A 26,024-nucleotide genomic window follows, 5' to 3' on the forward strand; every position below is an offset into this window, starting at 1 on the left:
CGCTTGCTTCAAATCCCCGCCCTCCCCTGGGGCCGGGGCCCTCTCCCGAGCGAAAGCACCCGCAGGATCTGCCCCGGGCGCCTTCAGGCCGCTCCACCCTTTTTCACAAGCTCCGCGCGGTCGAACTCGCGGCCGTCGGGCAGGAAGCACTTCACCGAGAGCCTTCCGCTGTCCGCCTCAAGGAAGAGGTAGTTGCCGAACTCGGGGCGCGTCCCCCGGACAATGTCAAGCTTGTGCGCAGTCGCGATGTCGTGGGGAAGGTTCCCGGCCACGCCGCAGACGAAGTAGTAAGGGCCGGAGGCCGCGCGGCGGAAATTCCGAATGTGCCCGCGACGGCGGTAGGTGTGCAGGTGGCCGGCGAGGACCAGGTCCACCCCGTAGTCCTCGAAAAGCGGCATCAATGCGCGTCCGGTCTTCGAGAAGCCACCTTGATGCTGGGCTTCTTCGCGCTCGGGTAGTGCATGATGTCCTTGTGCATGAGGACCACGGTCCAGGGGCGGTCGGTCTTCTTGCCCTTTTCGAGGAACCAGGACTTCATCGAAGCCAGGAGCCCCGGCTGGAAATCCTTCGCGTCAAGCCACTGGGTGTTGAGAACCACGAAGCGCACGGGGCCGGAATCGAACGTGTAGAACCAGCGCTCGAGCCCCGGAACGCCGTTGCCGGGGACTGTGAAGAACTCAAGGTAGGGCGCGGGGAAGGTCCGGCTGAATTGCCGCTCGCCGGGCCGCATCCGATAGCACTCGTGATTGCCCATCACGGGGGCGATCGGCTGACTCATCGCGTCGGGCCGAACCGCCGCGAATCAGTCCTCCCAGTAGCCGAGCTTCGACCCCATGTCGACTAGATCCCCGAGGACGGTCGAAAAGTCGGCCCCGGGCTGCTGCTTCAGGGCTGCGCGGTAGATCCTCTTCCAAGTTTTGAAGAGGTCCTTCGACTGGGTGTCGGTGAAGACGAGGGCCCGCACGATCGAGTCCGACGCGGTCCGAAATCCATGCCAGCGGCCGCTCTCCCCGATCCGGTACTCGTTGGCGGTCGCGCGGAGATTCCGCGGGCGACGGCAGGCCGCTCCCCGGGCGCCCATTTTAGCGTTCCGGCCAGAAAACCCCATTCAGAAAAAGCCCTCAGTTCCGGGCTGCGGTCCCGCTTTCTTTTTTGCCGCCTGCCCGCAGCGCATTTAATCTGAAGGTCTTAAGGGTTAGAGGGGTCGGCGCAGCCATCCAGGGGCAGCCGATCCGCCTTCAGCGGCCGCGGAGAAGAGGGCCGCGGCATTTCGTGAAGCGGAAGGCAGAAAATAAAAAACTGCGGGAATTCAACAGACATTGAATTCTCCCGCAGTTCCTTTTTAAAAAGGGCTACAAATCTTATTTATATTATAAAAAATATATTCGTTTTAAAAGAAAACACCCTCTTTTTATGGTATGCCTTCCTTAAATTGCTCAAAAAATAGGCAGTCCGGCAAGAGCCTGAATCCGAAACAGGATTTTCAAAAAAGACCCGAGTTGTCCAGAGGACCTGTGGAAAAATCGAAGGGATTTCTTTTAATTATAAGCTTTAATTTAATTTAATTTAATAAATAATTGATTTATTTAATATTTGTTTACTGTTTTTATTTCAGATTTACTCTAGCAGAACCGGCGTTTCCGAGACCTTCCGCGATTCTGCCGTGAAGTTCCTGATTTCCTGACGCTTTCCTGAGTCAGAGCCTCCCCGCTCCTGACCGCGGCGCAATTCCCGGACCCGGGACAGAGGATCCCGCTCCCGCCGAAGGCGAGACATTCTTCCGGTGTCACTGCCGGCACCGACGGGCCGGTCATGTTCATCCCCTCCCTGCTGACCGGACCGCGCCTTAAAAACCTCTGGGAGCCCTGAGGCGGCAAACGGGCCATAGAAAATGAATCCATCGCATCGAATTTCCTTACGAAGAATTCGTTTATTGAATTGGGCTGATTTTCAAAAACCCAAGGCAAAGAAAAGGGCTGAGCAAGTCCGGCTGCGCTTTCTCTGCGGCGTCCTTACGCCCGCGCTGGGGCCGGCACTTTTTTCCCCGGATCTGCGTCCCTACTCAAAACCAAGATTCGCAGGTTCCCCTCTCCTCTACTTCAGGCTGCCAACTTCTAGATTCTCGAGAAAACAAAAAATCCCCGGCCTTTTCCTTTTCGCGGGATCAAACCACGAAAGAGGCTCAGGCTGGGGATGGATTCAGGCGGAGAATGTCTGGCTGACGCTCAGCGCCTGATTTCCTTCACGATTACGTCACTCACGGACTTGCCCGAAGTGATGCCCCAGCCGACGTTGGCGCCGGGAGCGGAATCAGTGCCGTGGACGCTGTTGCCCACTTCGCCGGCTGCATACAGATGCGGAATGGGCTTGCCGGACTTGTCGAGGACATGCAGCGAGGTGTCAAGAACAACGCCGCCCATTGTCGTTGCAAACCGGGGTTTCTGCTCCACAATGTAGTAGGGACCCTTTTCAGACACCGTCTTTTTCATGAAGCGCGCCGAACGCTGAAAATCCTCATCCTTTCCGTTCTTCACAAAGGCGTTGTACCTGGAGACCGTCTCCGAGAGGGACTTGGAGTCAATACCGGCCCTGTCCGCTGCTTCCTTCAGCGTCTCTCCTCGAATGAATATCGGAGCCTGGCTGCCGTTGTTTTTCAGCCACTGGTCGATCTCGGTCTGGGAGATGCCGTTGTTCGCGCTCACGGACCGAAATGCCTCAAAGCTCGGCTGGTCCATCACGAGGAAAAGCGTGTGCTTCGGCTGCTTCAGAAGCACGGACAGAATTGCATGCCCTGTCCCTTTCTCATTGACGACCCTCCTGCCCTTCAGGTCGACCAGGATGCCGCTGTTGTCATAGGCAGCGTTGTTGCCCTGAAGGGTGGACTTGGCAATACCAGGAGAGCTTTCGATTCCCTGCGGATAGATCTTTCCATATTCCATCAGCTGCATGGCAGCGCCGACTTTTTCAGCCATTTTGTGGCCGTCGCCGGTAGATGAAACCGGGCCGTAATAGAGAGCGCTCTTCAGGTCGCCCTGCAACATCTCCTTGTTATAGCCATACCCCCCCGTCGCCAGGAGTACCGCCTTCGAGTGAATGGTATATGCGGCCCCGTCGGAGGATTTGGCCTTCACCCCTGTCACCGCCCCATTCCTGGTGATCAGATCCGTCGCCCTTGTGGAAAGCATGACCCTGGTCCTGGACTTTCCAAGGATCTCGCGCAGGGTCTGGGCGTATCTCGGACAGCCGCCCAAAAGCGGAATGACCCGAGGCGTCTTGTGCTCAGCCCTGAAAGCAAAACCCTTCTTCATGTCGAGCTGCACACCCTGACTCACCACCCAGTCAATGCTCTTGCCCAGATTCTCAGCGTAAAAAGTGAGGCCCGGCAGATCATTCTTCTGCTGACCGTTTGCCATAAGGTCAAAGGCAAACTTGGTCGGAGTATCTGTTTTCTCTCCCAGCGCCCTCTGGGCGGCAGATCCTTCGGTATCGACCACACCTCCGCAGATGCTAGAGGCTCCGCCCAGAAATTCCTGTTTTTCCAGCAGGATGACTTTCAGGCCCTGCTGGGAGGCATTAATGGCGGCAATCATGCCCGCAGCACCGCCCCCGATCACGACAAGGTCTGACGACAGCGTCTTCCGAGTATGAACCTGCCTGGCCCGGACGGGCTTGAGCATCGAACTGACATCGCCGCCCGCCTGCTCTACGCAGTTCGCGACGGCCTGCAGGATCGCAACGCTTGAAACCGTGGCGCCCGACACCCGGTCAACGCCCAACGACTGATACTGGCGGATCCGTCCCGGAAGCTTCTTCACAGCAGTCTGTCCGATGCCGATTGTCTCTTTGTTTTCTCCAATCTCGATTTTTTCTATTTTGTTTTTGGAGAATGTCACCGTTACAGGAACCATTCCGTTCTGCCCGGGATACTCCGCCCGATATGTGCCCGGGTTATAGGCAAGCGCGGTTCCAGCCGCAGCAAGCAAAACAGCGGGCAGTATTCGATTAAGTTTTAGCATGTCAACCTCTCCTTTAAAGTTGCTCTTCGGCTTACACAACTCTACGGGCACCATCCTAAAAAATGAGTTCTGATTTCCGCCAATTGCTTTTCCTTTATTTACGTAGCCAGACGATCCTTAACTTCTCATCACCGGAGCGGATGGAATGAGCGGAGCCGAACTTATCTCTGGTGATGGAAAAACATTGTTCTCCTCCCCCCGACATGCAATGACCGACGCGGTTTTCTTCTCCGCTGGCGCAGCCCCGAACCACCTGTCTCATCAGTCATCAAAATAGAAAAAGATGTTGCAGCTGATCAGCTTCGCGTCAAAATCGAAGCCCCGGTTAAAAGCGGAAGGCAGGAGCTCCCCGGCGTAAAAATTTTCGTAACGATCTAATTGCCAAAAAGATAAATATATTCAACGATGATTTTGGGAAGTCCGGAAGGCTGCGTTAGGTCTATCCAGGTGTATCTGCATGCAGCTTGTGCTCCTGAATCCGGTCAGAGACTCTCACAACTCTGTCAGGACTCCGGTTTGGAAAACGAAACCTGAGGCTTTTCAGAAGACCTGCATCAGATGCATCAGCGTTCAAAATGAATGCCCCGCTTGAACCTGCACGATCAGTCGCCCGCCCCAGCGGACGTCTCAAGGCTCTTCCCGATTGAGCAGAAAACGCGGGAAATGAGTCACTCAAGGAGCCGGCTTACATACGTCATCTTGGATGATTCTCGCAGGACCGATCATGTCGAACCGGGGTTAATGACCCCCAAAAGCCAGACGGCGGACTCGGAACTTGCGGGCAGGGCGGTTCCTGGAAGACCGCGTTGAGAGCGCTACAGCCGGGCCGGGGCTGAGCCGAAAGGCGAATCCTGCGCCATTAAAAGTCCTCACTCAGCCGAACCCAAGGCTGAACGCAGCCGGTCCGACAGCCCGCCTGAGCGCATCACACGCCTTCCGACCGCGGCCGCGACCGCGCCCCGGCTCGCAAAGAGCGTGAGCCTTCCCTTGTCAGCCCCCCGGTCGGCCAGTCTCGTCACCGCTGTATAAAGGAGCTCGCGCGAGCCGATTTTTTCGCCTCCCCCTTCGGGGAGGCAGACCGCGAGGTTGTGGTAGGCCGAGCCCTGGCTCTTGTGAATCGTGATCGCGAAGGCGCTTTCGTGCTGTGGAAGGAGCGCCACGGGAAGCGCCAGTCGCAGCGCCCCGAACCAGGCGATGAGGCCCTTCTCTCCGCTCGGAAGCTCCACCGCAGTGTCGCCGTTTGAGAGCCCGAGCGCGCGGCTGTTTTTCGTTACGATGATGAGCCTGCCCGGATAATGGATCGCCTCGGGTTCCGCGCCCGAGGCCGCCCGGACGATCCTTTCCATGAAGGCGTTCACGGCGTCCGTGCCGTTGTCCCCCGCATGGACAGAAGAGAGCACCCGCACGCTGTCGACCTGGGCCCAGAGCCTGTCAACGGCCTCGGCGTCCCTGGCCTGAGGGAACTGCGCCCCCTTCCTTCCCTGCTGCAGGAGAAAGCCGTAGGCGTCCCTGAGCCACGCCTGAAGCTCTCGCGAAACGCCGCCCGAGCCCCGGCCGGACGTCTTCTCCCAGTCAATCGCGTTGTCGCCCTCCTGGTTCGGAGCTTCGAGGACGTCGAAGACCGCCTTTTCGTCGACCTCGCCCGACTTGGGAGTGACCGCCCTCGCAAGGCGGTAAAGCCTGGAGCCGCCGCTGAAGCGGTGGTTCTTCGTGAACTCGCAGATCCAGGGCCCGAGCGGCCCCGCCTTGTCCGAGAGATCGGAAAAGACGGAGCCCGGGCCCACGGCCGCGAGCTGGTCCTTGTCGCCCAGGAGCAGCACCCGCGTGCGTGCGGGGTCGAGCGCGTCAAAGAGCCTTGAGGCGAGGTCGAGGTCCATCATCGAGCACTCGTCGACCACGAGCACGTCGGCCTCGATCCGGCGCTGCTCGGAAAGCCACCGCTGCAGGGTCTGGCAGCGGATGCCCGAAGAGCGCACGAGGGTTGCGAGCCGGGCGAGCTCCGCACCCCCGCTTTCCATTCCCGGCAGAGCCCCCAGAATCGAGCCCTCGAGGTTCGAGGAGGCCTTCCCCGTGGGGGCGGAGCCTGCAATGACAAGGTCCGGGTTCTCAGCGAGGAGGCAGGCGATGATTCGCACCACCACCGTGGTCTTGCCCGTGCCGGGGCCACCCGTGATGACCGTGAGGCGGCTCCCGAGCGCCTGCTCGAGCGCCCGATCGTGGTCCGGGTCGGTGCGGCCGCTCGACCGATCGCTTTCTCGGAAAGCCTCGATCGCCCGGCGCATCGCGTCCGTGACTGGGGTCTTTGCCTCGCAGGCGAAGGCGGCAACCGCGGAGGCCAGTCTCTCCTCCTCGGAAAAGCGCCTTTCAAGGTAGAGCCTTCCGCCCTTTTCATCCCAGACAAAGGGCGGGATGAGCCCCTCTTCCGCGGGCTTTGCTTCCATCGGCCGAGCGAGGCCCGAGCCGACCAAAAGTCCGATCTCTGCGGCCCGACTGTCCGGATCGCCCGGAAGCTCCGAGACCGGCAGGCACACGCCCCCCTTTCTCTGCGGGTCGGCCTCCATCGCCGCGAACCCGTCCATCAGGGCTTCAAGCGCTGCGGGAAGGCCTTGAGGGACGGGATTTTTCCTGCGCTCCAGGGGCCGCAGCAGCGCGCGCCCCAGAGCCCGCCACGCCTCGCGCTCGAAGCGCTCCTCCGCTGTTTCTTCAGTTTTCACCGCCTCAGTCATTTCGCTTTCTCCCCGCCCAGCAGCCTGCCCGATTCAAGGATGATGCGGGGGTCGGGCCTGAGCACCACCGCGGCCGGCTCCGCGGCGGGAGCGGCGGCCGAGAACCCTCTGATGAACACATAGGCCATGCCGCCGATCCTGCCCACCGCTTCTTCGGGCCCGATCCCCCAGGCTTCCGAGATCATCCGCTGTAGCGCCGTGAGATAGAAAAGCGCCTGCCAGCCGTACTTCGCCTCAAGCATCACGTCCATCATCGCAGAGGCGCAGTAAGAGCGCGCGCTGCGGTCGCCCGGCTGGTCCGTCTTCCAGTCGACAAGCCAGAAGAGCCCCGAGGCGTCCTGCGCCAAGAGGTCGATCCGGCCCTCAAGATAGCCGCGAAGAACCGTCCTTGCGGCCGAGGGCTCCAGGTCCGCAAGCGGCAGCCTCTTTTCAGCCGGCGCCTTCCGGTTGAGCTCCAGGATCTTTCGCGCGAAGCCCTCGGCCGTGACGCCCTCGCCCACCGTGAGCGCGAAGGGGAGCTCCGGAACCGCACAGCCTTCCGGCGCGTCGGCGATCCGGAAAGCATCGTCTCCGCTCCAAAGGGGCGTTGAGAAGACGCCCCGGATCCGGTCCGAGACCCACGAGACCGCGTCCTCGCGGTCTTTCTTCGGGTCGGGCTCCTCTCCCGCTTCATGCCGGACCTTGCGGGCGAGAAGCGAGGAGCCCTTCGCCGCGTCGAACACTCGTTTAAAGCCGCTCCCACTCTCGAGGAATCCCTCGCTTCTGTGCAGGTCCGAGCGGATGCTCTCTTCGAACAGGTTGTGGACGGCGTCGCCCGTGTCCTTGCCGCCCGCGAGGAAGGCCGGGTTCTGGAAGAGATCCGGCGCCGCCTGCTCTTCGCCCTCCGCCTCCTCCGCGTAGGCTTCATCCGGCTCACGCTCGTCGGGAATGCCCGGAAGCGAGAGCTCAAAGCCCCGAGCAATGCTCGAGTAGCTCGAGCTCCTCCAGGGACGGATCAGCGGTCCCGCAGCCTGGGCTCCGGCAAGGGCGTCTTCCGAGGAGGAAGGCTTCGCACAGATGGAAACGGCTCTCCCGGCCGGCTCCAGAAGCGGATCCTTCGGATAGAGCACAGCGGCGAGCGGCTCTCCCTCGGGACAGCGCTCGAGGCTCTCCGCCGCCTCTTCAACGATCGCAGAGCGCGGCCCGTCCCCGGTCTTTCCTTTCCTCAGCGCCGCTGCCATCCCGGAGCGCACTCCGGGGTCGTGCGCGAAGGAGGACTCGCTTTTCAGGCGAGCCTCAAAGTCCGAGAGGCCCTGGGTCATTTCAGCGGCCAGTAATCCATCCTCCTTCGATGCGCTGGACCGTCCTTTCCCCGTCTTCTTCCGGGCCTCGGGATTCTTAGCCTCCGGCCGCGGACCCGCCTTGAGCAGGTCGATCCAGACGGACCTGGTGCTGACGAAGTGGTAAATGCCTTCCTTTACCCTCTTGTAAACCACGGGCAGCGGCAGGACCACGCGGGCCGATCCGCGGGTCGCTCCGACGTAGGCGATCCGCACAAGCTCTTCGCGGATCCCTCGGATCGTCTCTTCCGCCCGGTCTCCCTTGCGGGGACTTTGCAGGTATTCCCAGCCGCCTTCGGCGGCGGGCAGCAGCAGCGGATCCTGCTTATTCCCCTGACAGTAGGAAAAAGCGCCCGCCAGGTAGACGACCGGGTACTCGAGCCCCTTCGATCCAAAGACAGTCTCGATCCGGACGAGCGAGGCGTCGCTCTCCACCCGCAGCTGGCGCTCAACGGGCGAATCTGGTTTCGAAGCATAAGAACTCGACCCCTTCGAAGCGAGGCCGTCCAGAGTCCGCTCGAACTCCTGCACGAGGGAGGACATGCTTTTCACGCGTTCGTACTGCGCGTGCAGGAGTTCGACCACCTGGCCCCAGTTCGTGAGGCTGCGATCGCCCCCGGGCGAAGAAAGCGCCCGTCCCACCGTTCCAAACTTTTCGAAGAGGAAGGAGAACGCCGAGGCGAACCCGTAGCGCTCGCAGCGCGCCGAGGCTTCCCGGAAAAGCTTCAGGTCCTCAAGGTAGAGGTCCTCCACCTTCTTTTCTTTTTCCGTTTTTTCCTCGCCTGCCTCCGGCTCGGACTCGATCAGCTCCGAGAGCTTCCTGCCGCAGATCGGGGTGGCCCGGGCGGCGTTGACAACCGCCCGGTCGACCGGGTCGCTCACGGCCCTCATCACGGCAAGGACGTCCCGCGCCTCGGGGGTGAGGAAGACGTCGTCCCGGGTCATGTGCAGGGTCCCGATGCCCCGCGCGGCGAGCTCCCGCTCGAGTGCGGCCGAGTTGTCGTGGTTGCGCACGAGGACCGCGATGTCGCCAGGCTTCAGGCGCGCCTCTTCAAGGCTCACTCCCGGATCGGAAAGCCTCGCGCCCACGTAGGTTTCGGAGGACAGGAGGGAGGAGATGTCGGAGGCGATGAGGCGCGCTTCATACTCGCGCGCCGTGTCGGCCTTGATGAGCCTCTCCACCCCGTCCCCCTCCTTCCAGTCCGAGGGCGCCTCCCAGCGGCCGGTCCAGAGCTCGAAGGCTCGCACGGGCTCGAGCTTCCCGCTTTCAGGATTTTTCCGGAAAAGCGGGAGCCTCGAGGCGCTGCTCTTCACAAGAGGAAAGCTGATCCCTTTGGAAAAGCGGGAAGCCCCGTCCGGGGTCGAGAAAAGGACGTTCACGGCGTCGACCGCGGGGGGCGTGCTGCGGTAGTTCGTCCCGAGGCTCCAGGGGGCGAAGCCCGATCTCGCGGCCTCGTCGCGCGCCCTGAGGTAGACCTCGATCTGGGCCCCGCGGAAGCGGTAGATCGACTGCTTCGGGTCGCCCACGAAAACGGCCGTCTCGTCATTGTCCTCCGGGTCGAGGAAGATGGTTTTGAAAATAGAGTACTGAAGCTCGTCGGTGTCCTGGAATTCATCGACCAGGACCGCCCGGAACTGCCGCCTCACCGAGTCCCGGAAGGCCTTGCTCGTCTGCGCCGACTGCAGCATGTCCTGCAGGATGTCGTCGAAGGACATGACCCCCTCGCGCCGCTTCGCCTCCCGGACGAGTCCCGGGACCTGGTCCGCAAACTCGGACAGCGTCCCTTCGAGACCCGGGCTCCAGTCCGGGAAGGAGAGGTTTTTCGTGCTGCCCGGATGCTGCCTCAGCTGATCGAGCAGCTGCCGGCCGTTGAACCCGATGAGCTTCTGCTGGTCCTCGGGGGAGTCCCTGAGGGCCTCGCCCGCGAGCCGCCCCCGCTTGAAGTCCTCGACCACACGGTTCATGATCGAAGGATCTTCATCCAGGGTCGTCTCGAAGGCCGTACCTCCGGAAAAGGCAAACGACAGGAGCATCTTCTGGCAGAAGCTGTGGATCGTGTAGACGGAGGCCTCGTCGAAGTTCTCAAGCGCGGCCGTGATCCGGCCGCGGGCCGCTTTGAAATCGATTTTCTCCTCGCCGCGCCATTTTTCGTAGAGCTGCAGAAGCCCGCGGGCCGAGGAATCCCCGAGCGTGCCCTCCGAAGGCTTGAAGCCCCCGCTCCCGTCGGGCTCGAGCACGGCCAGTGCTTCGGTCAGAATCGCGCGCAGCCGCTCCTTGAGTTCCGCGGTCGCGGCCCGGGTGAAGGTGACAATGAGGATCTGCTCGAGCGGCATCGCCTTTTCCACGAGAAGCCTCAGCACGAGCCTCTGCAGCGTGTAGGTTTTTCCGGTCCCGGCCGAGGCCTCGATGAAGTTCACGCGCTCGAGCCTGCTCCTCAGGCAGTCGAACTCCCTGCTGTCCTGCGTCATTTTCCCGCCCCTCCCTGAACCGCGCCGGCTCCGCCGCCCCGAAGAGTCTCCAGCAAGTTCTGCGCGAGGGACAGCACCACCTCGGCTCTCTGGGCCCCTCTCAAAAATTTTTCAAGCTCATTCCTGAGCTGTTCGGCCTCATCGCAGAGGACTCTGCCCTCTGCCGCCTCCGTCCTGAAAAACGGCGTGTCGGAATACTTGGATTTAAGCACTCGCCCCTCGGTGACCGCAGCCTCAAACAGGGCCGTGAGGGCGGCAAGCACCACCCGGGCCTCCTCTCCGGAGACGAAAAGCCGCCTGGCTTCCGGGGCGTCGGGGGCCTCCTTCTTTTTGGATTTGCCGCTCCCCTTTTCCCGCGCCATCGAGATCAGCGTAAGCGGCACGGGATTGTCCTGAGCGTTGAGAAAAAGGGCGCGAATCTCCGCGTCAAGCTCCTCCCTTTTGCTCAGGACAGCACAAACCGCCTCTTCCCCGCCCGATTCTCCGCGGTAGAGCTTCTGGCCCCCGGCGGTGAGCGTCCAGCTGCAGCGGAGCCCTCCGGCGCCAGCGGGAAGCGTGAGCGAGAGGGGCGGCGTGATCCGCGCCTCGCGTCCCTCCACGCATTTTTGCGCAGCATCGAGGAAATGAAAGACCGAAGCCGCCCTTTCCTCGACCTGCCAGCCGCGCACAGGCTTCGCCCCGAAGAGGGGGTCAAGTTTCCGAACCCTCAGAAACCGCTCCCGGCTCACGCCCTTTTCAAGCGATGCGCGCGCATCGCGCTTGAAAGCCCAGTAAAGGAGGCCCTGGTCTTTGAAATCCAGCTCCGGCTTCGGATCGCTTCTGGCTCCTCCCGCATCAAAACCCGCAAGCCGACAGGCCTCGCTCTCCGGGTTGTAGAGGTAGCCGCAGAGGGTGGCAAGCGGAAGCACCCGGCGCTCGAACTCCTTTCCCGCAAGCGGCGTCGGCCGGTCGGCAAAGGGTTCTGGGGCGGGAGCGGCGCCGTCTCTCCTCGCCTTCAGAGCCTTGAACGCTTCGGAGAGCGACCCCGCCTCGCAGCGCTCGAGCGCCCGGCGGGTGAAGCAGCGCTCCGAGTAGGCCGTCTGGGGGACCGAGAACCTCCAGAAGGGCCGCTCGCCTTCCCGCCCAGCGTTGAGCTTTTCAAGGAACAAGTCGAAGTCCGTCACCACTTCGGAGGGAGGCAGGCGCTTTTCCCGGTTCTCGCCCTCTTTATAAAAGACCGCGAAATAGTCCCTTGCGGCCATCACGAGATCGAAAAACACGTTCCTGTTGTCGCGGCGGCTGTCGCGGTCGCCCCGGCGCTTGAGCTTGTCAAAGCCCATGAGGTCGAACTCGTCCAGTTTCGGCGTGCCGGGGAACCCCGAGTCGGAGTCGAGCCCCAGCGCCGCGATCGCGCGAAACGGGATGCCGCGCATCTCCTCCATCGAAGTGAAGACGACCCGCCCGTCAGGCCGGGCCGCGCGCGAGGCGCTCTCCATGCGGCTCGTGAAGGCGCGGCGTAGCACCGCAAAGGGCACGGAGGCGGCGTCCTCGCCGGCCCCGGAAAGCGCCCTCGAGGCCGTGCGGCAGATACCCGAGATCTCGCGCTTGAGCTCCTCGGTGTCAGGCGAGCTCCACCAGCCCCCCTTTTCCGGGAACAGCTCCTCTTCGATCTGAAGGAGCGCCTCCTCCCAGAGCTCCGGCGACCCGCCCTGCGACTCGGTTTCGAAAATCCGCTCCTGCGCCCGGTCGAGCGCTTCGGAGAGAAGCATCAGCTTCTTGAACAGCTCGGGCCTTGCCGCGGGCGTCTGCCAGAACAGCTCCGAGCCCGAGACGGGGCGGACGTCCTCCCAAAAACCTTCGCCGCCCTCCCCCGCGTCGGCCGCAAACCCCAGCGCAAGGCGCTCCAGAGCCCGCGCGAGAGTGCCTTCGGCCCGTGCGCCCTCGCCCTCGTCGGCCGCAAGCCCGGCCTCGAGCAGCCGCCCGACATGGCTTTCTGAAATGCCGTAGCGGTAGCCCGCCCGAGACAGCCAGGAGCGAAGCAGATCCTGGTCCTCGCCCGAGAAGCCCCAGAGCCGGGAGACGAGCGGCAGCGACACGAGCGCGTAGAAAGAGTCGGCCGCGCCCCGGCCGAAGAGAAAGTCGCACAGCTCTCCGAAGGCCTCGGCCGCGCCCGAGGACTCGAGCACCGAGCGGCCCGAGACCGCGTAGTCGATGCGCTGAGGCAGGGCCGAGAAGACCGAGTCGATCACAGGCGCAGCCGCGCTGATGTTGGGAGAGGCCACGAGGATCTCGGAGGCTTTCACGCCCCGCTCGCGAAGGGCGTAAATCCAGTCGGCAAGCGCCTCGACCTCGCGCTTCAAGGACGAAGCCGCGGCGATGCGCACCGAAGGGAGCCCCTTTTCCGGCGTCCTGTAGGCCGCAGCCTCGGCAGGCGAGAGCGCCCCGTCCGTGAGAAAGTCCTCGTTGTTTCTGAACACCGCCTCGTGCACCGCGTCAAGGAGCGTCCTTCGGAGGGGATGAGCCGATCCCCCGCGGCCCGCAAGCGCCGCCGGATCGACCGAGACCCTGGTTTCCGGATCCTCGACCGAAACCACGAGGTCCTGGAGAGGCCTGGCCGGGTCCCAGCGGAATTCCTTTGCGCCGAGGCGCTCCTGCGGCGGGGACTCCTCGGAGTCATCTCCCGCCTCTTCGGGCGCCTCGGCGGTCGTGAGCCGCCAGACGCGGTCGACGAGCGCCCGGGTCTGAAGCGCGTTTCGCATGAGCCAGGAGCAGTGCGGCGAAGCGAGGCTCTGCCCCACGCCGGAGTCTTCCTGCCCCTCCTCGCTCCTTGCGGCCCTCCAGTCCGAGGGATCGAACCAGTATTCCGTCGACGGATTGAGGAGATAGAGATAGACGGGGTCCCGGAGGCTCTTTGCGTAGAGGAAGGGCAGCACCAGGGGCGGCAGCCCCGTGGGCGCGAAGATGTGCAGCGGCAGCCCCGGATCCGGAAGGTCTGCGGACAGGGGATCGTCCATCATCCGCGCGAGCCTTGCGAGATCGTCCATTCCTCTCCAGCGGGGCCCGCCGCCCTCTTCGGGAGCGCCGCCCAGCCAGCGCCAGAGCGACTGCTGCCAGCCCAGCACCGGGGCGGCCTCCTTAAAGCCCTCCTCCTCACGCCTCGCTCGCTCGGTCGGGGCCTGGCGGACGCTTTTTCCGCTCCAGCGCTCGATCCAGTCGAAGCGGTAGGTCGAGTACTTGGTGAAGGCCGCCGCGATCCGGAGCGCGAGCTCATAGCGCGCGGGGTCCGAGTCGGGCCTGCGGGAGCCGGCTCCGCCGGGGCTGAGATACGAGAGAAGCCCCGCGCACTCAGGCTCGGCGAGGAATGCCTCGTCGCGCAGCCGCTCCCAGATCAGCCACTCAAGCTCGTTCGCGCGGGAGCTGCGCCCGAGAGGGGTCCCGCTCACGGGCGAAAACCAGTCGCCGATCAGCTCGAAGGAGGCGAAGGAGGCGACCCCGCGGCGCGAGCGGTCTGCGAAATAGTGCGTGAGGTCGGCTTCGACCGCGCGAGAGGGCACGATCACCGGGATGCGGCGGAAAAAGCCCGGCGAGGGGGCCGACGGCCCCGCGCCCTCCAGGCCCTGATGCCACTGCGAGTCCGTGAGCCGCGCGAGCAGGTCGCGCAGCGCCTCGTAGCTGTTGCTGTAGAAAGTATGGAACTGAGACCCGCTGTCCTGCGCCATCGCCCGCCGCCCGAGTGAAAAGAAAAGGTTGTGGGCTTAATGATGCCCCTTTCCCCGGCTTAGCGCGAGAAGGACAAATTCGCGCTCCAGGGCCCCTTGGCCCTCAGGCGGGGACGGGCCGCCAGGGAATGCGCCCCTCGAAGAGGTCCGAGAGCTCCTTCTGGTGCGTGACCGCAATCACGCTGCAGCCCGGAAGGTTCTTTTTGAGGAGGCCGAGGATCTCCCGCGCCGAGGCTTCGTCGAGCTGGTTCGTCATCTCGTCGATAAAGAGGATCCGGGGCTTCATGAGGAGAATCCGGGCCGCGGCGACGCGCTGCTGCTCGCCGCCCGGAGCCGCCCGTCGTCCGCGCCGCCGCTTTTTGGGTAAAGCAGCACGGCGCGCAGCGTGTCGTGCGGCAGGTAGGGCTTCTGCGGCACGAAAAGCGCCTCCCCGGGTCCCAGGGCAAAGCTCCCGCGGAACGAGGGCCAGAGCCCGGACAAAGTCCTCAGCAGCGTCGACTTCCCCGTGCCGCTCGGGCCGGAGAGCATCCACCAGGCGCCCTGCGGGACGCGCATCGAGACCGGACTCGAAAGCACGCGGCCCTGCGGGGTCTCGAGCACCAGGTTCCGGACTTCAAGCGCGTCGCCGGGGGCGGCGCATCAGGCGCCAGGGCCGGTTCCGGCGGCAGCGGCGGCTCCGCCGCCCAGGCCGCCCCGCAGTCCGGACCGGAAACCCTGGTCTACGGCGAATCGAAGGATCCGTTCCTCGCCGCGATCCGCTCGTCGCTTCGCTATCCCCCGAGAGCCGCGGAAAACGGCTGGCAGGGCGTCGCCCTTATGGAGTTCTCAGTCTCGGCCGACGGCAGGATCCAGTCGCTGCGGGTCTACGAGAGCTCGGGCCGCGCGATCCTCGACCGGGCGGCGCAAAGCGCGGTCGAGAAGGCCGCCTCGCAGTGGGGCGCCCCCAGAAGGCCCGTGAAAATCCGGGTGCCGGTGCGCTTCAGCCTGAAGCGCTAGGCGCGGAGAATCCGCTGGAAAAAAGGTAAAAAGAAGCCGGTGCGCTTTCTCTTCTGGGAAAAAGCGCGCCGGCCTTTTTTCCGGGCCGCCTTTTCACGGGCGGCTTTTCCTTGCTTACGCCTTCGGCTCAGCCTTCTCCGAATCAGCGGGCTCCCCGGGGCGGACCTCCACAGAGCCCTCCTCCGGGCGGGGTCCGCGGCGCAGTCCTGCGAAGCGGCGGCGCTTTTTCTGACTGTGCAGCCGCTGCTCGGGCTCGGGCACGAACCTCACGGGATGCTCGGCGAGCTCCCCGTAGGCCGGGGTGCGGCCCATCGAGTAGTTGTTCTCGTAGTCGTCAAGCGCCTTGCCGACAAGTTTCGAGAGGCCGATCAGGGCGATGAGGTTCGGGATCACCATGAGGCCGTTGAATAAGTCGGCGAGCTCCCAGACGAGCGTCACCTGCAGGAACGAGCCCAGCATGAGGAAGGCGAGCACTATCACGCGGTAGACCGGCACGAGCCTCTGGCCGAAGAGATACTTCACGTTCTGCTCGGCAAAGAAGTACCAGCCCACGATGGTGGAGAAGGCGAAAAAGAGCAGGCACACCGCCACAAAGCCGTTGCCGATCTCGCCAAGCCCCGTGCTGAAGGCCTTCTGGGTGAGCGCGATGCCGGTGGTCGTGCCGTCGATCGAGCCCGTGCAGAGGATCACGAACGCGGTCATGTTGAGCACGACGAAGGTGTCAATGAAAAGTCCCACGATCGCGGCGAAGCCTTGCTGCACCGGGTGCTTCACCCGGGCCACGGCGTGCGCGTGCGGAGTGGAGCCCATGCCGGCCTCGTTGGAGAAAAGCCCGCGGGCGACGCCGTAGCGGATCGCCTCCTTCACGGTCGCGCCGATCACGCCGCCGGTGGCGGCGCTCGGGTTGAAGGCCCCGACGAAAATCATCTCAAAGGCCTTCGCGATCATGTCCCAGTGGCCGAAGATCACGGTAATCGAGCCGATGATGTAGACGATCGCCATGAGGGGGACCATCTTCTCGGTGACCGAGGCGATGCGGCGGATGCCGCCGATGAAGATGAAGCCCGCGAGCATGAAGACCGCGATGCCGGTCGCCCAGGTCGGGATGTTGAAGGCGGTCTTGAAGGCGTCGGCAATCGAGTTCGCCTGCACCATGTTGCCGATGAAGCCGAGCGCGATGATGATCGCCACCGAGAAAAAGGCGGCGAGCGTCTTGCTGCCCAGGCCGTAGCGGATGTAGTAGGCGGGGCCGCCGGTCACATGCCCCGAGGCGTCGCGGGTGCGGAAGAGCTGCGCGAGCACCGCCTCGGAAAAGATGGTGGCCATGCCGAAGAAGGCGGCGAGCCACATCCAGAAGATGGCGCCCGGGCCGCCCATCGCGATCGCGGTGGCGACGCCGGCGAGGTTGCCGGTGCCGATCTGCGCGGCGACCGCGGTGGCAAGCGACTGGAAGGAGGACATGCCCTCCTTGCCCGCCTTGCTGCCAAAGAGGCTAAAGGAGCCGAAGACCTGGCGGATGGCGCGGCCGAAACGGCGCACCTGAACGAACCGAAGCTTGAAGGTGAAGTAAATGCCCGTTCCGACAAGGAGCGGGATGAGGCAGTAGATGCCCCAGAGCAGGCTGTTGATGCCCTGCACGATCTGAGTGGCTTGATCCACGGGATTCTCCCAGGAAAAAGAGTATCTTCCGGCTTATCGCCGACAGGGGATGTTGCTTTTCTTGTGGCCCGGCGGCTCCGCCCCGGAGTCGAAGGCGGAAAGCGCGCTCGCGGCAAACCCCAAGGAGGGGCGGCCAGGCCCTTTGCAAAAAAGGGCGGCCCGGTGCGCGAGGGCTTGTAAATTATTGTAAGAAAATGCCCCCGGGCACCCATCACGCATCAGGGCTAGGAGAATCTGCGTAGAAAGGAAGGGAGAGGGAAACCGGGTTTGAAAGCCGGAAACGGCGGCAGGAGACCGCGCCCACGGCATAAAGCCCGGGGATCGGCTTCAGGGTCGTGCTGCGGAGCACCTGAAACATCGGGTTCACCTCGAGGCAGCCCTCGGTCCTGCAGCGGACCGGGCAGCCGCGGGCCGAGATGCAGTACGGGGCCTTGAGCGGCTTGAAGAAGTGGCCTGTGCGGCAGAACTCGGCTTCTTTGCCGGAGGCAGCGCCGCGGTTGATCCACTCGATCGTCTCGCGCACGGCCTTCGGGTCGAGCCCGGCTTTCGCCGCCCGGCTGCTCAGAGAGGAACGCAGGGACTGCTTCATTCTCGAAACCCGGGTCTTTCAGAAATTCGGCGGCTCACCGCGGGATGATCTCTGAGGCCCGGCTTTCCGTTTCCTGCAGGAAGAATTAGACTCAGCCCGCCCCGGGCGAAGGTTTTTGGACCTTCTCCCGGATTCATGAGTCCCAGACGACGAAAAGGAAACCGCCGACTTGCCCGCCTCCAAAAACAACCGCCGCAGAACCAGCCGCCGCAGACCGACCTCGGGGCCTCTGGCCGGCAGAATTCGAAAGGCGCTTGCTGCCGCCGTCATCGCTGCCGCCTGCTTTGCCGCGGGCACCCAGTTTTCAGGGACGAGCGTCGAGCGGCTCTCAGGCGCCCTGCAGACCGGAGTCTCGGCGGCCGGCCGCGTCTTGGGCCTGTCCTCCTTCCACTCCCAGGCATCAGCCCCGGATCCGGCCAGCGGCGGCGCCGAAGCGCGGAGCCTCTCGGGCAAAGTCGTCCGCGTGGCTGACGGCGACACGATCACCCTGTCCGCTCCCGGCGGCACCTTCCGCGTGCGCTTCCTCGGCATCGACGCCCCCGAACACGACCAGCAGGGAGGCCAGGAGTCTCACCTTCATCTGGTTTCGATGGTCATGGGCCGCACCGTGACGGTCCGCTACCGCACAACCGACCAGTACGGCCGGATTGTCGGCAAGGTGCTCGCGGACGGGCGGGATGTCAATCTGGAGCAGCTGCGCAGCGGCAATGCCTGGTTCTACCGCGCCTATGCGAACAGCGTATTTCCCGAGGACCGCATGCCCTACCAGAAGGCTGAGCGCGAGGCCTGTCAGGCCAGACTCGGGCTGTGGAAGGATCCGAACCCGACGCCTCCCTGGGATTTCCGCAGAAACCGAGGAAAATCGAAGCTTTCCGACTTCAGCGAGCGCGCGGCTGCGCCGCAGCCGGAAAAAGGATTTCTTCAGCGCCTGAAGGAGAAGTTCTGAGGCTGCCGCCCCTTTAATACGTGGTCAGGCGGCCATTTTCTCCGGAACCGCTTCTTTCCAGGCCAGACCGATCGCAAAGCCCGCCGCGGCGAAGGGCAGCCACCCCAGTCCGCTGGAATAAAGCGGCACTGTGGAACTCAGGATCCCTTCGAGTCCGCCCAGGGGCGCACCGGCAGCCCGAAGCAGGTAGACAAAGGCCATGAGCGAGGTGCAGCCGATCGTCCAGGCGTAGACGCAGCGCCGCCCTCCGAAAAAATCGTGCAGGAGCAGCAGCACCCCGAGCGCGACGACCAGCGGATAGATGAACATGAGGACCGGGATCGCCGCGGCGATGATCGCCCGCAGGCCCAGGAGCCCGATCAGACAGGAGGCGAGCGCGAAAACCGCGGCCCAGGCCCGGTACGGGACCTGCGGCAGCAGCGTAATCGCATAACCCGCGCAGCAGGTGATGAGCCCGATCGCAGTCGACAGGCAGGCGAGCAGGATGATCACCGAGAGAATCGCCGCTCCCGTGTGCCCGAGCAGCAGCTTTGCGCATTCGGCGAGCACCGGCGCGCCCGTGTCCTGCATCCCGATCGCCGTGACGCTTTCGGCCCCGAGCTTCGCGATGAAGACATAGACAAGCGCGAGACTGCACACCGCGATCAGCCCCGCCATGCAGACCGCGCGGGCGACCACCTTCCTGCCCGAGGCGCCGTTTTCCTTCACGATGCTCACAACAAAGGAGGCGAAAATGAAGGCGACGACGGCGTCGAGCGTGTTGTAGCCGTCAAGCAGCCCCTGCTCTGCAGCCTTCAGGGGAGTGGCGTAGAGCGGCTCGGGCGCAGTGGGCAGGCCGAGCGGGGTGAGATAGGACTGCAGGAGCAGAACCGCGAGGCCGGCCAGCAGCGCCGGGGTGAGCACCTTGCCGATCCGGTCGACGAGTTTCGAAGGCGAGGCCGCGAACCACCAGGCGGCAAGAAAAAACGCCGCCAGGAACGCGGGCTGGGCGAACGCGGAGTCGATCCCGCTCAGAAAGGGGCGGATCGCGATTTCAAAGGACACGGTTCCCGCGCGGGGCAGTGCGTAGCAGGGCCCGATCGCAAGGTAGACGAGCACCGTAAAGAAAAGCCCGTACCAGGGGTGGACGCGCGAGGCCGCCTCCTGCAGCGTCTCGCAGCCCGAACGGGCCATCGCCGCCACCCCCATGAGCGGCAGCCCCGCGCCCGTCACGCAAAAGCCGGCCACCGCGCTGTAGACATGAAGCCCGGCGCTTTGCCCCATCGCCGCGGGGAAAATCAGGTTGCCTGCGCCAAAGAAAAGAGCGAATAGCATGAAGCCGATCGCAAGAATGCGGCCACTCGTGAGCTGCATGGAAAATCCTTTTGCCTCCGCCTGCCGGTGCGAAGGGAAAGAGGCGGGGCGGCGTCCGCAGGGGTATGACGGCCCGAGATCCTGAAGGTCTCTCCTTTGACGAACGCGGCTCCGGGGCGCGATCTTTGTGCGCGCCCGTCCGGAAATGAAAAAGCTTCCCCGCCCTTCGGTCGGGCAGAGAAGCCGGGGATTATATAAGGAAAACAGCTTAGTTATTTGCTGAAGCCGCTTTCCTTTCCGAAAAGCTCCCTTTTCAGGCCGCCTTTTTCTCCGGAACGCAAGCCTTCCAGACCAGCCCAATCACGAAGCCCACAACGGCAAACGGGATCCAGCCGAGCCCGAGCGTGTGCAGAGGCACGTAGTCCCTGAGAATTGCCTCGAGACCTCCCAGCGAGATCTTCGCGGTCTCGAGCAGGTTGATCGTAGCCATGATGAAGGTGGCTCCGATCGTCCAGGCGTAGACGCACTGCCGGCCGCCGAAGAGGTTGTTCAGGAAGAGCAGGCAGCCCAGGGCCACGATGAGCGGGTAGATGAACATCAACACCGGAATCGTGGAGACGATGATGGTCTTCAGGCCGAAGAGTCCGATCAGGTAGGAGACGACGGTGAAGATCACGGTCCAGGCCTTGTAGGAGAACTTCGAGCACAGCCTCAGGGCATAGCCCGCGCAGCAGGTGATGAGCCCGATGGCGGTCGACAGGCACGCGAGCAGCACGATCACTGCGAGGATGGCCGCGCCGATGTGTCCGAAGAGAATCTTCGCGCTTTCAGCAAGCACGGGAGCGCCGGTGTCCTGCAGGCCGATCATCGGGACGCTCTCGGCCCCGAGCTTCGCAATGAAGATGTAAACAAACCCGAGGCAGACGGCGGCGATCGTTCCGGCCTTGTACACCTCGCGGGTGAGCTCGGCGCGCTGCGTGCAGCCGCTTTCGCGGACCGCCTCCACCACGAGCGTGGCGAACACGAAGGCCGCGATGGCGTCAAGCGTGTTGTAGCCGTCGAGCAGCCCCTGCACCGCGGCCGTCAGCGGCGTGGAGTAGGCCGCCGCGGGCGCGGCCGGCACCCCCATCGGGGTGATGATCGACTTCGCGATGAGAAGGAGCAGCACGAAAAGCAGCGCCGGGGTGAGCACCTTGCCGATTCGGTCGACGAGCTTCGAGGGCGAGGCCGCGAACCACCAGGAAATCAGGAAAAACGCCGCGAGAAAGATTGGAAGCGCCGCCTGACCGTCGAGCGAGCCTAAGAACGGGCGCACCGCGATCTCAAAGGCCACCGTGCCGGTTCTCGGGATGGCAAAGCAGGGTCCGATCGACAGGTAGGCGACAACGGTGTAGAAAAGGCCGTAGAGCGGATGCACGCGCGAGGCCGCGTCGTGCAGCCCTTCGCAGCCCGAATAGGCGATCGCCGCGACACCGAAAAGCGGCAGGCCGACGCCGGTTATGAGAAAGCCCGCCACCGCGTACCAGACGTCAGTGCCGGCATTCTGACCCATGGCGGCCGGGAAAATCAGGTTGCCCGCGCCGAAAAAGAGCGCGAAAAGCATGAAGCCGATCGCAAGGGTGCGATTCTTGTTCTTCTGCACTAGAACTCTCCTCTCCGTGAAAAGCCGGATCCTGAACCCGGGGCGGATGGCCGCGGGCGGTGCTGCGCCTTTTCCCTCCCGGTAGGGGGGCAAAGGGGCTCCGACGCCTTCTTTGTCAAGAAATGCACAAAACCTGTGAAAACAAAAAACTCTCCCGCCTCCGCACCAGGAGGCCGGCAGCTTTCTGCTTAAGGGAAACAGCACCATTTTAGGGCGAAGGGGAACTTTTTTGCTCTGAAAAGGGGGAAATTTTCATCCCGCCAAAGGGCGATTGTCCGAAAGAGGGAGAGAAACTGCGGGACCAAGCCCCGGCCGGAGGGCGGGACGCAGCCCGAGGAAGCGATTCAGTTTCATCCGCTTAGGTTCGAATCATGAGGCCGGGCCCTCTTCGCCCCTGCCCTCTAAAATGGATCGGTCAGCAAGCCCTGGAAATGAAGGACAACGCCATGAAAAATCTCTCGTTTTGCTCGCCTGCAGCGCGATGCTTGCCGCCGGAGCCGCAGGAGCCTCGGGGTCCCCGGAATCGGTCCAGCTTCCCGCCGCGCAGAAAAGCGGCGGGATGCCCCTCATGGAGGCTCTTTCCAAGCGGCACAGCTCCCGCAGCTTCTCCCCCGGAGACCTCTCGCCCCAGGAGCTCTCGAACCTGCTCTGGGCGGCATGGGGCGTGAACCGCGCCGACGGCAGGCGCACCATCCCGACCGCGATGAACTACCAGGAGCTCCAGGTCTACGTGAACAGGCGCGACGGCGTGTGGCGCTACGAAGCCCGCTCAGAGCGCCTGGTGCGCGTGGCCGACAGAGCTCTCCCCGCCCCGATGAACGACGCGCCCGACGTCTTGATCTTTGCGATACTCGACCATCAGGAGTACGGCCCCTACCACGCGGGACTCGCGGCCCGGAGCGCGGGGCTTTACTGCGCGAGCGCGAAGCTCGCCTGCGTGGTACGGGCGAGCCCCGTGAAGGCAGCCGAAAAAGCGGACCCGAACGCCTTCGGATTCCTTCCGAAAGGCTGGAAGCCCTCTCTCAGGCTGCATGCGGGGCACCCTGCGAAGTAGGCGAAGGGGGACTCCTCAGGGGCGGGCGGCTCCCGGCTGCCCGGAGCCGCCTGGCTCCTTTCCTTTTTCCTCTTCCGGTTTCGGCGGATCTGCAAAGTCGCGCAGCAGCGCCTCGGCCGTCCTGAAAAAACGCCGGAAAGCCCGGGGAAGCTCCGAGGCAAGGCGCGAGAGGGAGCGGGCCGCCGCGCGGCACTGCCGGGGCGCGGCCAGGCTCGCGAGCGCAAGCGCGGTCAGCGTCGCGGCAAGCGCGAACAAAAGCGCCGCGGCCGCGCCGATAAGGAGCGCGACCCCCAGCACGGCAGCCGCAGCCGCCAGTGCGAACCGCGTGAACTTACCCATGGCTTCCCCTCCGCAGGACGATCCTAGAAGACCGTCTTACGATACCGGATCATGTGCCAGAGGAGAAGGGCCGTGAAGAAAACGCCGGAGCCGACGTGCAGAGCCACCATCCTGCCTCTCATCCCCGGGAGGATCGAAAGGAGGACCGCGGCGTAGGAAACCGCCATCCCGCGGTTCACCATCCGGTTCACCGAGGCCGAGGCGTGAAAGGGGCTGAGGCCGGAGGACGCCCGGCGCGGGACGGGCTCAGAGGGCAGCGCGGGCAGAGCCGCCTGAGCGAGGGAGCGCAGCGTCCCGAGGTCGAGCTTTTCCGGGTCCCAGAGAAGCAGGAGGCTGCCCACGCGGCGATTGACGTCGGCTGCAATGACGCCGTCCATCCCGCGCAGGAACGTCTCGAGCCCCGAGGCGGCTTTTTCCCCGCGCAGCGCCGGGTGCCGCAGTCGCAGCCTCCCGGGAGCGAGGCTTCGGATATAGGGCGCAAGGGGATCGTTCTCGTTCATGGCTCGGTTCCTGAGTCGATGTAGCCGCCGCGGATCGCGTTCAGGCAGACCGCCATCGTGGTGCCGTTGTGCAGCACCGCGTTCATGGCGGGCGGGATCATGTTCATGAGGCCGCCGGCGAGGAACCCGGTGTTGAGCCCCACGCTCGCGGCGAAGTTAAAGCGGACGCGCCCGAGCGTGGCCCGCGAGAGCCGGATCGCCCGGGGAAGGTCCTCGAGGTTGTTGCTGGCGAGCACAACGTCGGCCACCTGCTGGGCGATGTCGGTGCTGTCCCTCATCGACACCCCGACATCGGCCGAAGACAGCCCCGGGGTGTCGTTGATGCCGTCGCCCACCATGATGACGCGGCGGCCTCCCGCGCGCAGCTCCTCGACCGCGCGGGCCTTGCCCTCGGGGAGCATCTGGGCGCGGAACTCGTCGACCCCGAGCCTCGCGGCGATGCTGGTCGCGGTCCGGGGATCGTCGCCGGTGAGCATCACGATTCTCCGGATGCCCATCGAGCGGAGCTCCCCGATCACCGCGCGGGCGTTCTCCTTGGGCGGATCCTCGATTCCGAAGATCCCAATCAGCTCTCCTCCCTGGGCCATGTATAGGATGCTCTTGCCCTGGGCGGCAAGCCGAGAGATCTCGGCATCCATCGCGGAGATGTCGACGCCCTCGTCCTCCTCGACGAAATGCCGGGAGCCGAGCACCACCTCCTTGCCCTTCACGCGAGAACGGATCCCGTGGGCGGCCACGTAGACCACCTCGGCGTCGTGCTCCTCGATCGCGTGGTCGAGCCCCTTGTCGCGGGCCGCGAGCACGATGCTGCGCGACACCGGGTGCGGGAAGTGCTCCTCGAGACAGGCCGCAACCTTGAGCAGGTCGTCCCGGTCCCAGCCCCCGTGCGGCACCACGTCGGTGAGCTTCGGTGCGGCGTTGGTGAGGGTCCCGGTCTTGTCAAAGACCACGGTGTCGGCCTCGGCGAGCGCCTCAAGCGCCCGCCCGCCCTTGATGAGAATGTTCGCGCGCACGCCTTCCTTCATCGCCGTAAGGACCGACAAGGGAGTGGAGAGCCGCAACGCGCAGCTGTAGTCGACGAGCAGCACCGAGGCCGTCCTCGCCAGGCTCCGCGTGAAGAAGAAGACCAGGCCCGCCAGCAGGAAGTTGAAGGGAACGATCGCGTCTGCGAGGTGCGACATCCGGGCCTCGAGCCCGGACTTGCGCCGCTCGCTTTCGTCCACGAAGCGCGCGATCTGGTTGAGCCTCGAGTCCTCCTGGGTGCCGGTCGGACGGATGTCGATCTCGCCCTCCTCCACCACGGTTCCCGCGAACACCGCGCCGCCCGCAGCCTTGCGGACGGGGAGCGGCTCGCCGGTGAGCGCGGCCTGGTTCACGAAGGCCTCGCCCGAGACCACGGCGGCGTCGACCGGAATGGCAGTGCCCGCGCGCACCACGATCGCCTCGCCGGGAGCCAGCTCCTGGATGGGCTTCTGCACGAGACCGCCGTCGGCCCCGCGCACCCAGACGCGGTCGACCCGCACCGAGAGCTCGCCCGCGAGCGAGTCGAGCGACTTCTTCTTCGTCACCCGCTCGAGCATGTCCCCCAGCCCCAGCAGGAGCACGATAAGGCCGGCCGTCCGGAAGTCCCGCATCAGCAGCGAGATGCCCACCGCCGAGGCGTCGAGCACCTCCACGTTGAGCCGCCCGCGCACGAGGCTCAGGGCCCCGCGGATGAAAAACGGCACCGCGTGGACGACCGTGTGGATCGCGTTCCAGAGGAAGGGCAGCAGCGGCCGCACGAACACGTAGCGCTCAAGCGGCCACCAGTCGTAGTCCGAGGCGGCCGCGCGGCGGCGCTGCTCCCTGGTCTGGGAGGCGGTGGGAAGGCGGCTGGCAGCCACAGGCCTCGTGCGGATCGAAGCGAGAAGCGAGGCGGCCGCATCCAGCGCCGAGGCGCTGCTGTAAACGACAAGAATCGAGCCCGAGCGCGGGCTCACGCGTACGCCCTCGACCCCTGCGACCGACTGCAGCCGGTCGGCAAGCGTCACGGCGAACGCGTCGGTGAAGCGAAAGGCCGAGCGCCAGCGGATGCGCCCGGGAATGTGATGAGCAACGGTAAGATTCATGGAACCCCGAAGCTAAAAAAGAAGACGGAGAAGCGAGCCGCAGAGGGCTGAAACACAAAAAAAGCGGGGGTTCAGGCCGCGGAGGTTCCCGGAGCCTTCTTCAGCAGCGCGGCCTCCTCCACTTCGGGAGACGCGGCGCTGCGGCGGGCCTTGGACTTCGCCTCGGCCTCGGCAAAGACGTCGGCCACGTCCTCGCGGGCTCCGTCGACCGTCTCGAGGACCTTGTCGCGGATGTCGTAGCCGTGGGAGAGAACGTCGGAGGCGAGGGGCTTCAGGCCCTTCAGCTTCCCGCGCGAGACGGCCGTGGCGCCGAGCGCTCCAATCACGATTCCGCCAAGCAGGAACAGACCGCATTTCACAGTTTCATTCGTCATTTTTGTATACCTTTTTCCTTCGTGCTTAAAGACCTGACTTCTCACCTGCCATTCACGAATGGTAATGAGAAATACTTCTATTTATTCTACCCCCGTTTGGGCCCGCCTCGAGCGCCGGATGAGCGCATCCAAGGAATAATTTAACATAAGAAAATAAAATAATCAAATGGATAGATATAACTGTTAGAGCAACGCGACTATGTCACACCAAACCAAGGGACTTTGACATAGGCTGGCAACGCGATTCTGTCACAAACCGGCAATCGGTATGGCAGTTCCCGGCAAAGCGACTTTGT

Annotated in this window: 20 protein-coding genes; 3 read left to right on the forward strand and 17 right to left on the reverse strand. The window is 64.1% G+C overall.

What is annotated here, in order from left to right; translation table 11 throughout:
• Positions 1–83: 83 nt before the first annotated feature.
• From MAF45_RS01395 to MAF45_RS01435, 9 genes are all read right to left on the reverse strand, one after another.
• Entirely contained in the window at positions 84–398 is a 315-nt protein-coding gene (locus tag MAF45_RS01395; RefSeq protein ID WP_237977764.1) for a hypothetical protein, read from the reverse strand.
• Positions 398–778, reverse strand: coding sequence for a metallophosphoesterase family protein (locus MAF45_RS01400; RefSeq protein ID WP_237977765.1), 381 nt, complete (start codon positions 776–778; stop codon positions 398–400). The genes MAF45_RS01395 and MAF45_RS01400 overlap by 1 nt, the downstream gene beginning before the upstream one ends.
• A 24-nt stretch (positions 779–802) precedes the next feature.
• Positions 803–1,081, reverse strand: coding sequence for a hypothetical protein (locus MAF45_RS01405; protein ID WP_237977766.1), 279 nt, complete (start codon positions 1,079–1,081; stop codon positions 803–805).
• Between the two features lie 1,144 nt (positions 1,082–2,225).
• A complete protein-coding gene (locus MAF45_RS01410; protein ID WP_237977767.1) occupies positions 2,226–4,016 on the reverse strand; it encodes an FAD-dependent oxidoreductase in 1,791 nt (596 codons plus the stop codon).
• An 869-nt stretch (positions 4,017–4,885) separates the two neighbouring features.
• Complete coding sequence (locus MAF45_RS01415) at positions 4,886–6,742, reverse strand: AAA family ATPase (protein ID WP_237977768.1); 1,857 nt, start codon at positions 6,740–6,742, stop codon at positions 4,886–4,888.
• Entirely contained in the window at positions 6,739–10,530 is a 3,792-nt protein-coding gene (locus MAF45_RS01420) for a UvrD-helicase domain-containing protein (protein WP_237977769.1), read from the reverse strand. Before MAF45_RS01420 ends, MAF45_RS01415 begins: the two co-directional genes overlap by 4 nt.
• Positions 10,527–14,228: an exodeoxyribonuclease V subunit gamma gene (locus tag MAF45_RS01425; RefSeq protein ID WP_237977770.1), complete on the reverse strand. Its 3,702-nt coding sequence runs from the start codon at positions 14,226–14,228 to the stop codon at positions 10,527–10,529. Before MAF45_RS01425 ends, MAF45_RS01420 begins: the two co-directional genes overlap by 4 nt.
• Positions 14,229–14,331: 103 nt before the next feature.
• On the reverse strand, positions 14,332–14,514 hold the full coding sequence (locus MAF45_RS01430; protein WP_237977771.1) for a hypothetical protein: 183 nt from the start codon (positions 14,512–14,514) through the stop codon (positions 14,332–14,334).
• Positions 14,511–14,828 (reverse strand): ATP-binding cassette domain-containing protein, encoded by a 318-nt coding sequence (locus tag MAF45_RS01435; protein WP_237977809.1) that lies wholly within the window; start codon positions 14,826–14,828, stop codon positions 14,511–14,513. The genes MAF45_RS01430 and MAF45_RS01435 overlap by 4 nt, the downstream gene beginning before the upstream one ends.
• 153 nt (positions 14,829–14,981) lie before the next feature.
• Between MAF45_RS01435 and MAF45_RS01440 the strand changes: the two genes are divergently transcribed.
• On the forward strand, positions 14,982–15,224 hold the full coding sequence (locus tag MAF45_RS01440; RefSeq protein ID WP_237977810.1) for an energy transducer TonB: 243 nt from the start codon (positions 14,982–14,984) through the stop codon (positions 15,222–15,224).
• A 114-nt stretch (positions 15,225–15,338) separates the two neighbouring features.
• On the opposite strand, the gene MAF45_RS01445 is transcribed toward MAF45_RS01440, so the two are convergent.
• Positions 15,339–16,883: an alanine/glycine:cation symporter family protein gene (locus tag MAF45_RS01445; RefSeq protein WP_237977772.1), complete on the reverse strand. Its 1,545-nt coding sequence runs from the start codon at positions 16,881–16,883 to the stop codon at positions 15,339–15,341.
• Positions 16,884–17,094: 211 nt separating this feature from the next.
• Entirely contained in the window at positions 17,095–17,472 is a 378-nt protein-coding gene (locus MAF45_RS01450) for an FAD-binding protein (protein ID WP_237977773.1), read from the reverse strand.
• A gap of 169 nt (positions 17,473–17,641) precedes the next feature.
• On the opposite strand from MAF45_RS01450, the gene MAF45_RS01455 reads away from it, so the two are divergent.
• Complete coding sequence (locus MAF45_RS01455; protein WP_237977774.1) at positions 17,642–18,418, forward strand: thermonuclease family protein; 777 nt, start codon at positions 17,642–17,644, stop codon at positions 18,416–18,418.
• A 24-nt stretch (positions 18,419–18,442) separates the two neighbouring features.
• Here MAF45_RS01455 and brnQ (MAF45_RS01460) read toward each other — a convergent pair whose 3' ends face one another.
• Both brnQ (MAF45_RS01460) and brnQ (MAF45_RS01465) read right to left on the reverse strand, forming a co-directional pair.
• Complete coding sequence (brnQ, locus tag MAF45_RS01460) at positions 18,443–19,771, reverse strand: branched-chain amino acid transport system II carrier protein (RefSeq protein WP_237977775.1); 1,329 nt, start codon at positions 19,769–19,771, stop codon at positions 18,443–18,445.
• Positions 19,772–20,024: 253 nt separating this feature from the next.
• Positions 20,025–21,353, reverse strand: coding sequence for a branched-chain amino acid transport system II carrier protein (brnQ, locus tag MAF45_RS01465; protein ID WP_237977776.1), 1,329 nt, complete (start codon positions 21,351–21,353; stop codon positions 20,025–20,027).
• Between the two features lie 463 nt (positions 21,354–21,816).
• Here brnQ (MAF45_RS01465) and MAF45_RS01470 point away from each other — a divergent pair, with 463 nt between their 5' ends.
• Positions 21,817–22,407 (forward strand): nitroreductase family protein, encoded by a 591-nt coding sequence (locus tag MAF45_RS01470; RefSeq protein ID WP_237977777.1) that lies wholly within the window; start codon positions 21,817–21,819, stop codon positions 22,405–22,407.
• A 15-nt stretch (positions 22,408–22,422) separates the two neighbouring features.
• On the opposite strand, the gene MAF45_RS01475 is transcribed toward MAF45_RS01470, so the two are convergent.
• The 4 genes from MAF45_RS01475 to MAF45_RS01490 form a co-directional block, all read right to left on the reverse strand.
• Positions 22,423–22,746: a hypothetical protein gene (locus MAF45_RS01475; RefSeq protein WP_237977778.1), complete on the reverse strand. Its 324-nt coding sequence runs from the start codon at positions 22,744–22,746 to the stop codon at positions 22,423–22,425.
• A 23-nt stretch (positions 22,747–22,769) separates the two neighbouring features.
• A complete protein-coding gene (locus MAF45_RS01480) occupies positions 22,770–23,246 on the reverse strand; it encodes a hypothetical protein (protein ID WP_237977779.1) in 477 nt (158 codons plus the stop codon).
• The gene (locus tag MAF45_RS01485; RefSeq protein WP_237977780.1) at positions 23,243–25,354 is read right to left on the reverse strand and encodes a heavy metal translocating P-type ATPase; all 2,112 of its coding nucleotides are present in this window, start codon (positions 25,352–25,354) and stop codon (positions 23,243–23,245) included. Before MAF45_RS01485 ends, MAF45_RS01480 begins: the two co-directional genes overlap by 4 nt.
• A gap of 71 nt (positions 25,355–25,425) precedes the next feature.
• Entirely contained in the window at positions 25,426–25,728 is a 303-nt protein-coding gene (locus MAF45_RS01490; protein WP_237977781.1) for a hypothetical protein, read from the reverse strand.
• Positions 25,729–26,024: the final 296 nt, after the last annotated feature.

The sequence above is a fragment of the Mesosutterella porci genome (assembly GCF_022134585.1).
In the GTDB taxonomy this organism is placed as follows: Bacteria; Pseudomonadota; Gammaproteobacteria; order Burkholderiales; family Burkholderiaceae_F; genus Mesosutterella; species Mesosutterella porci.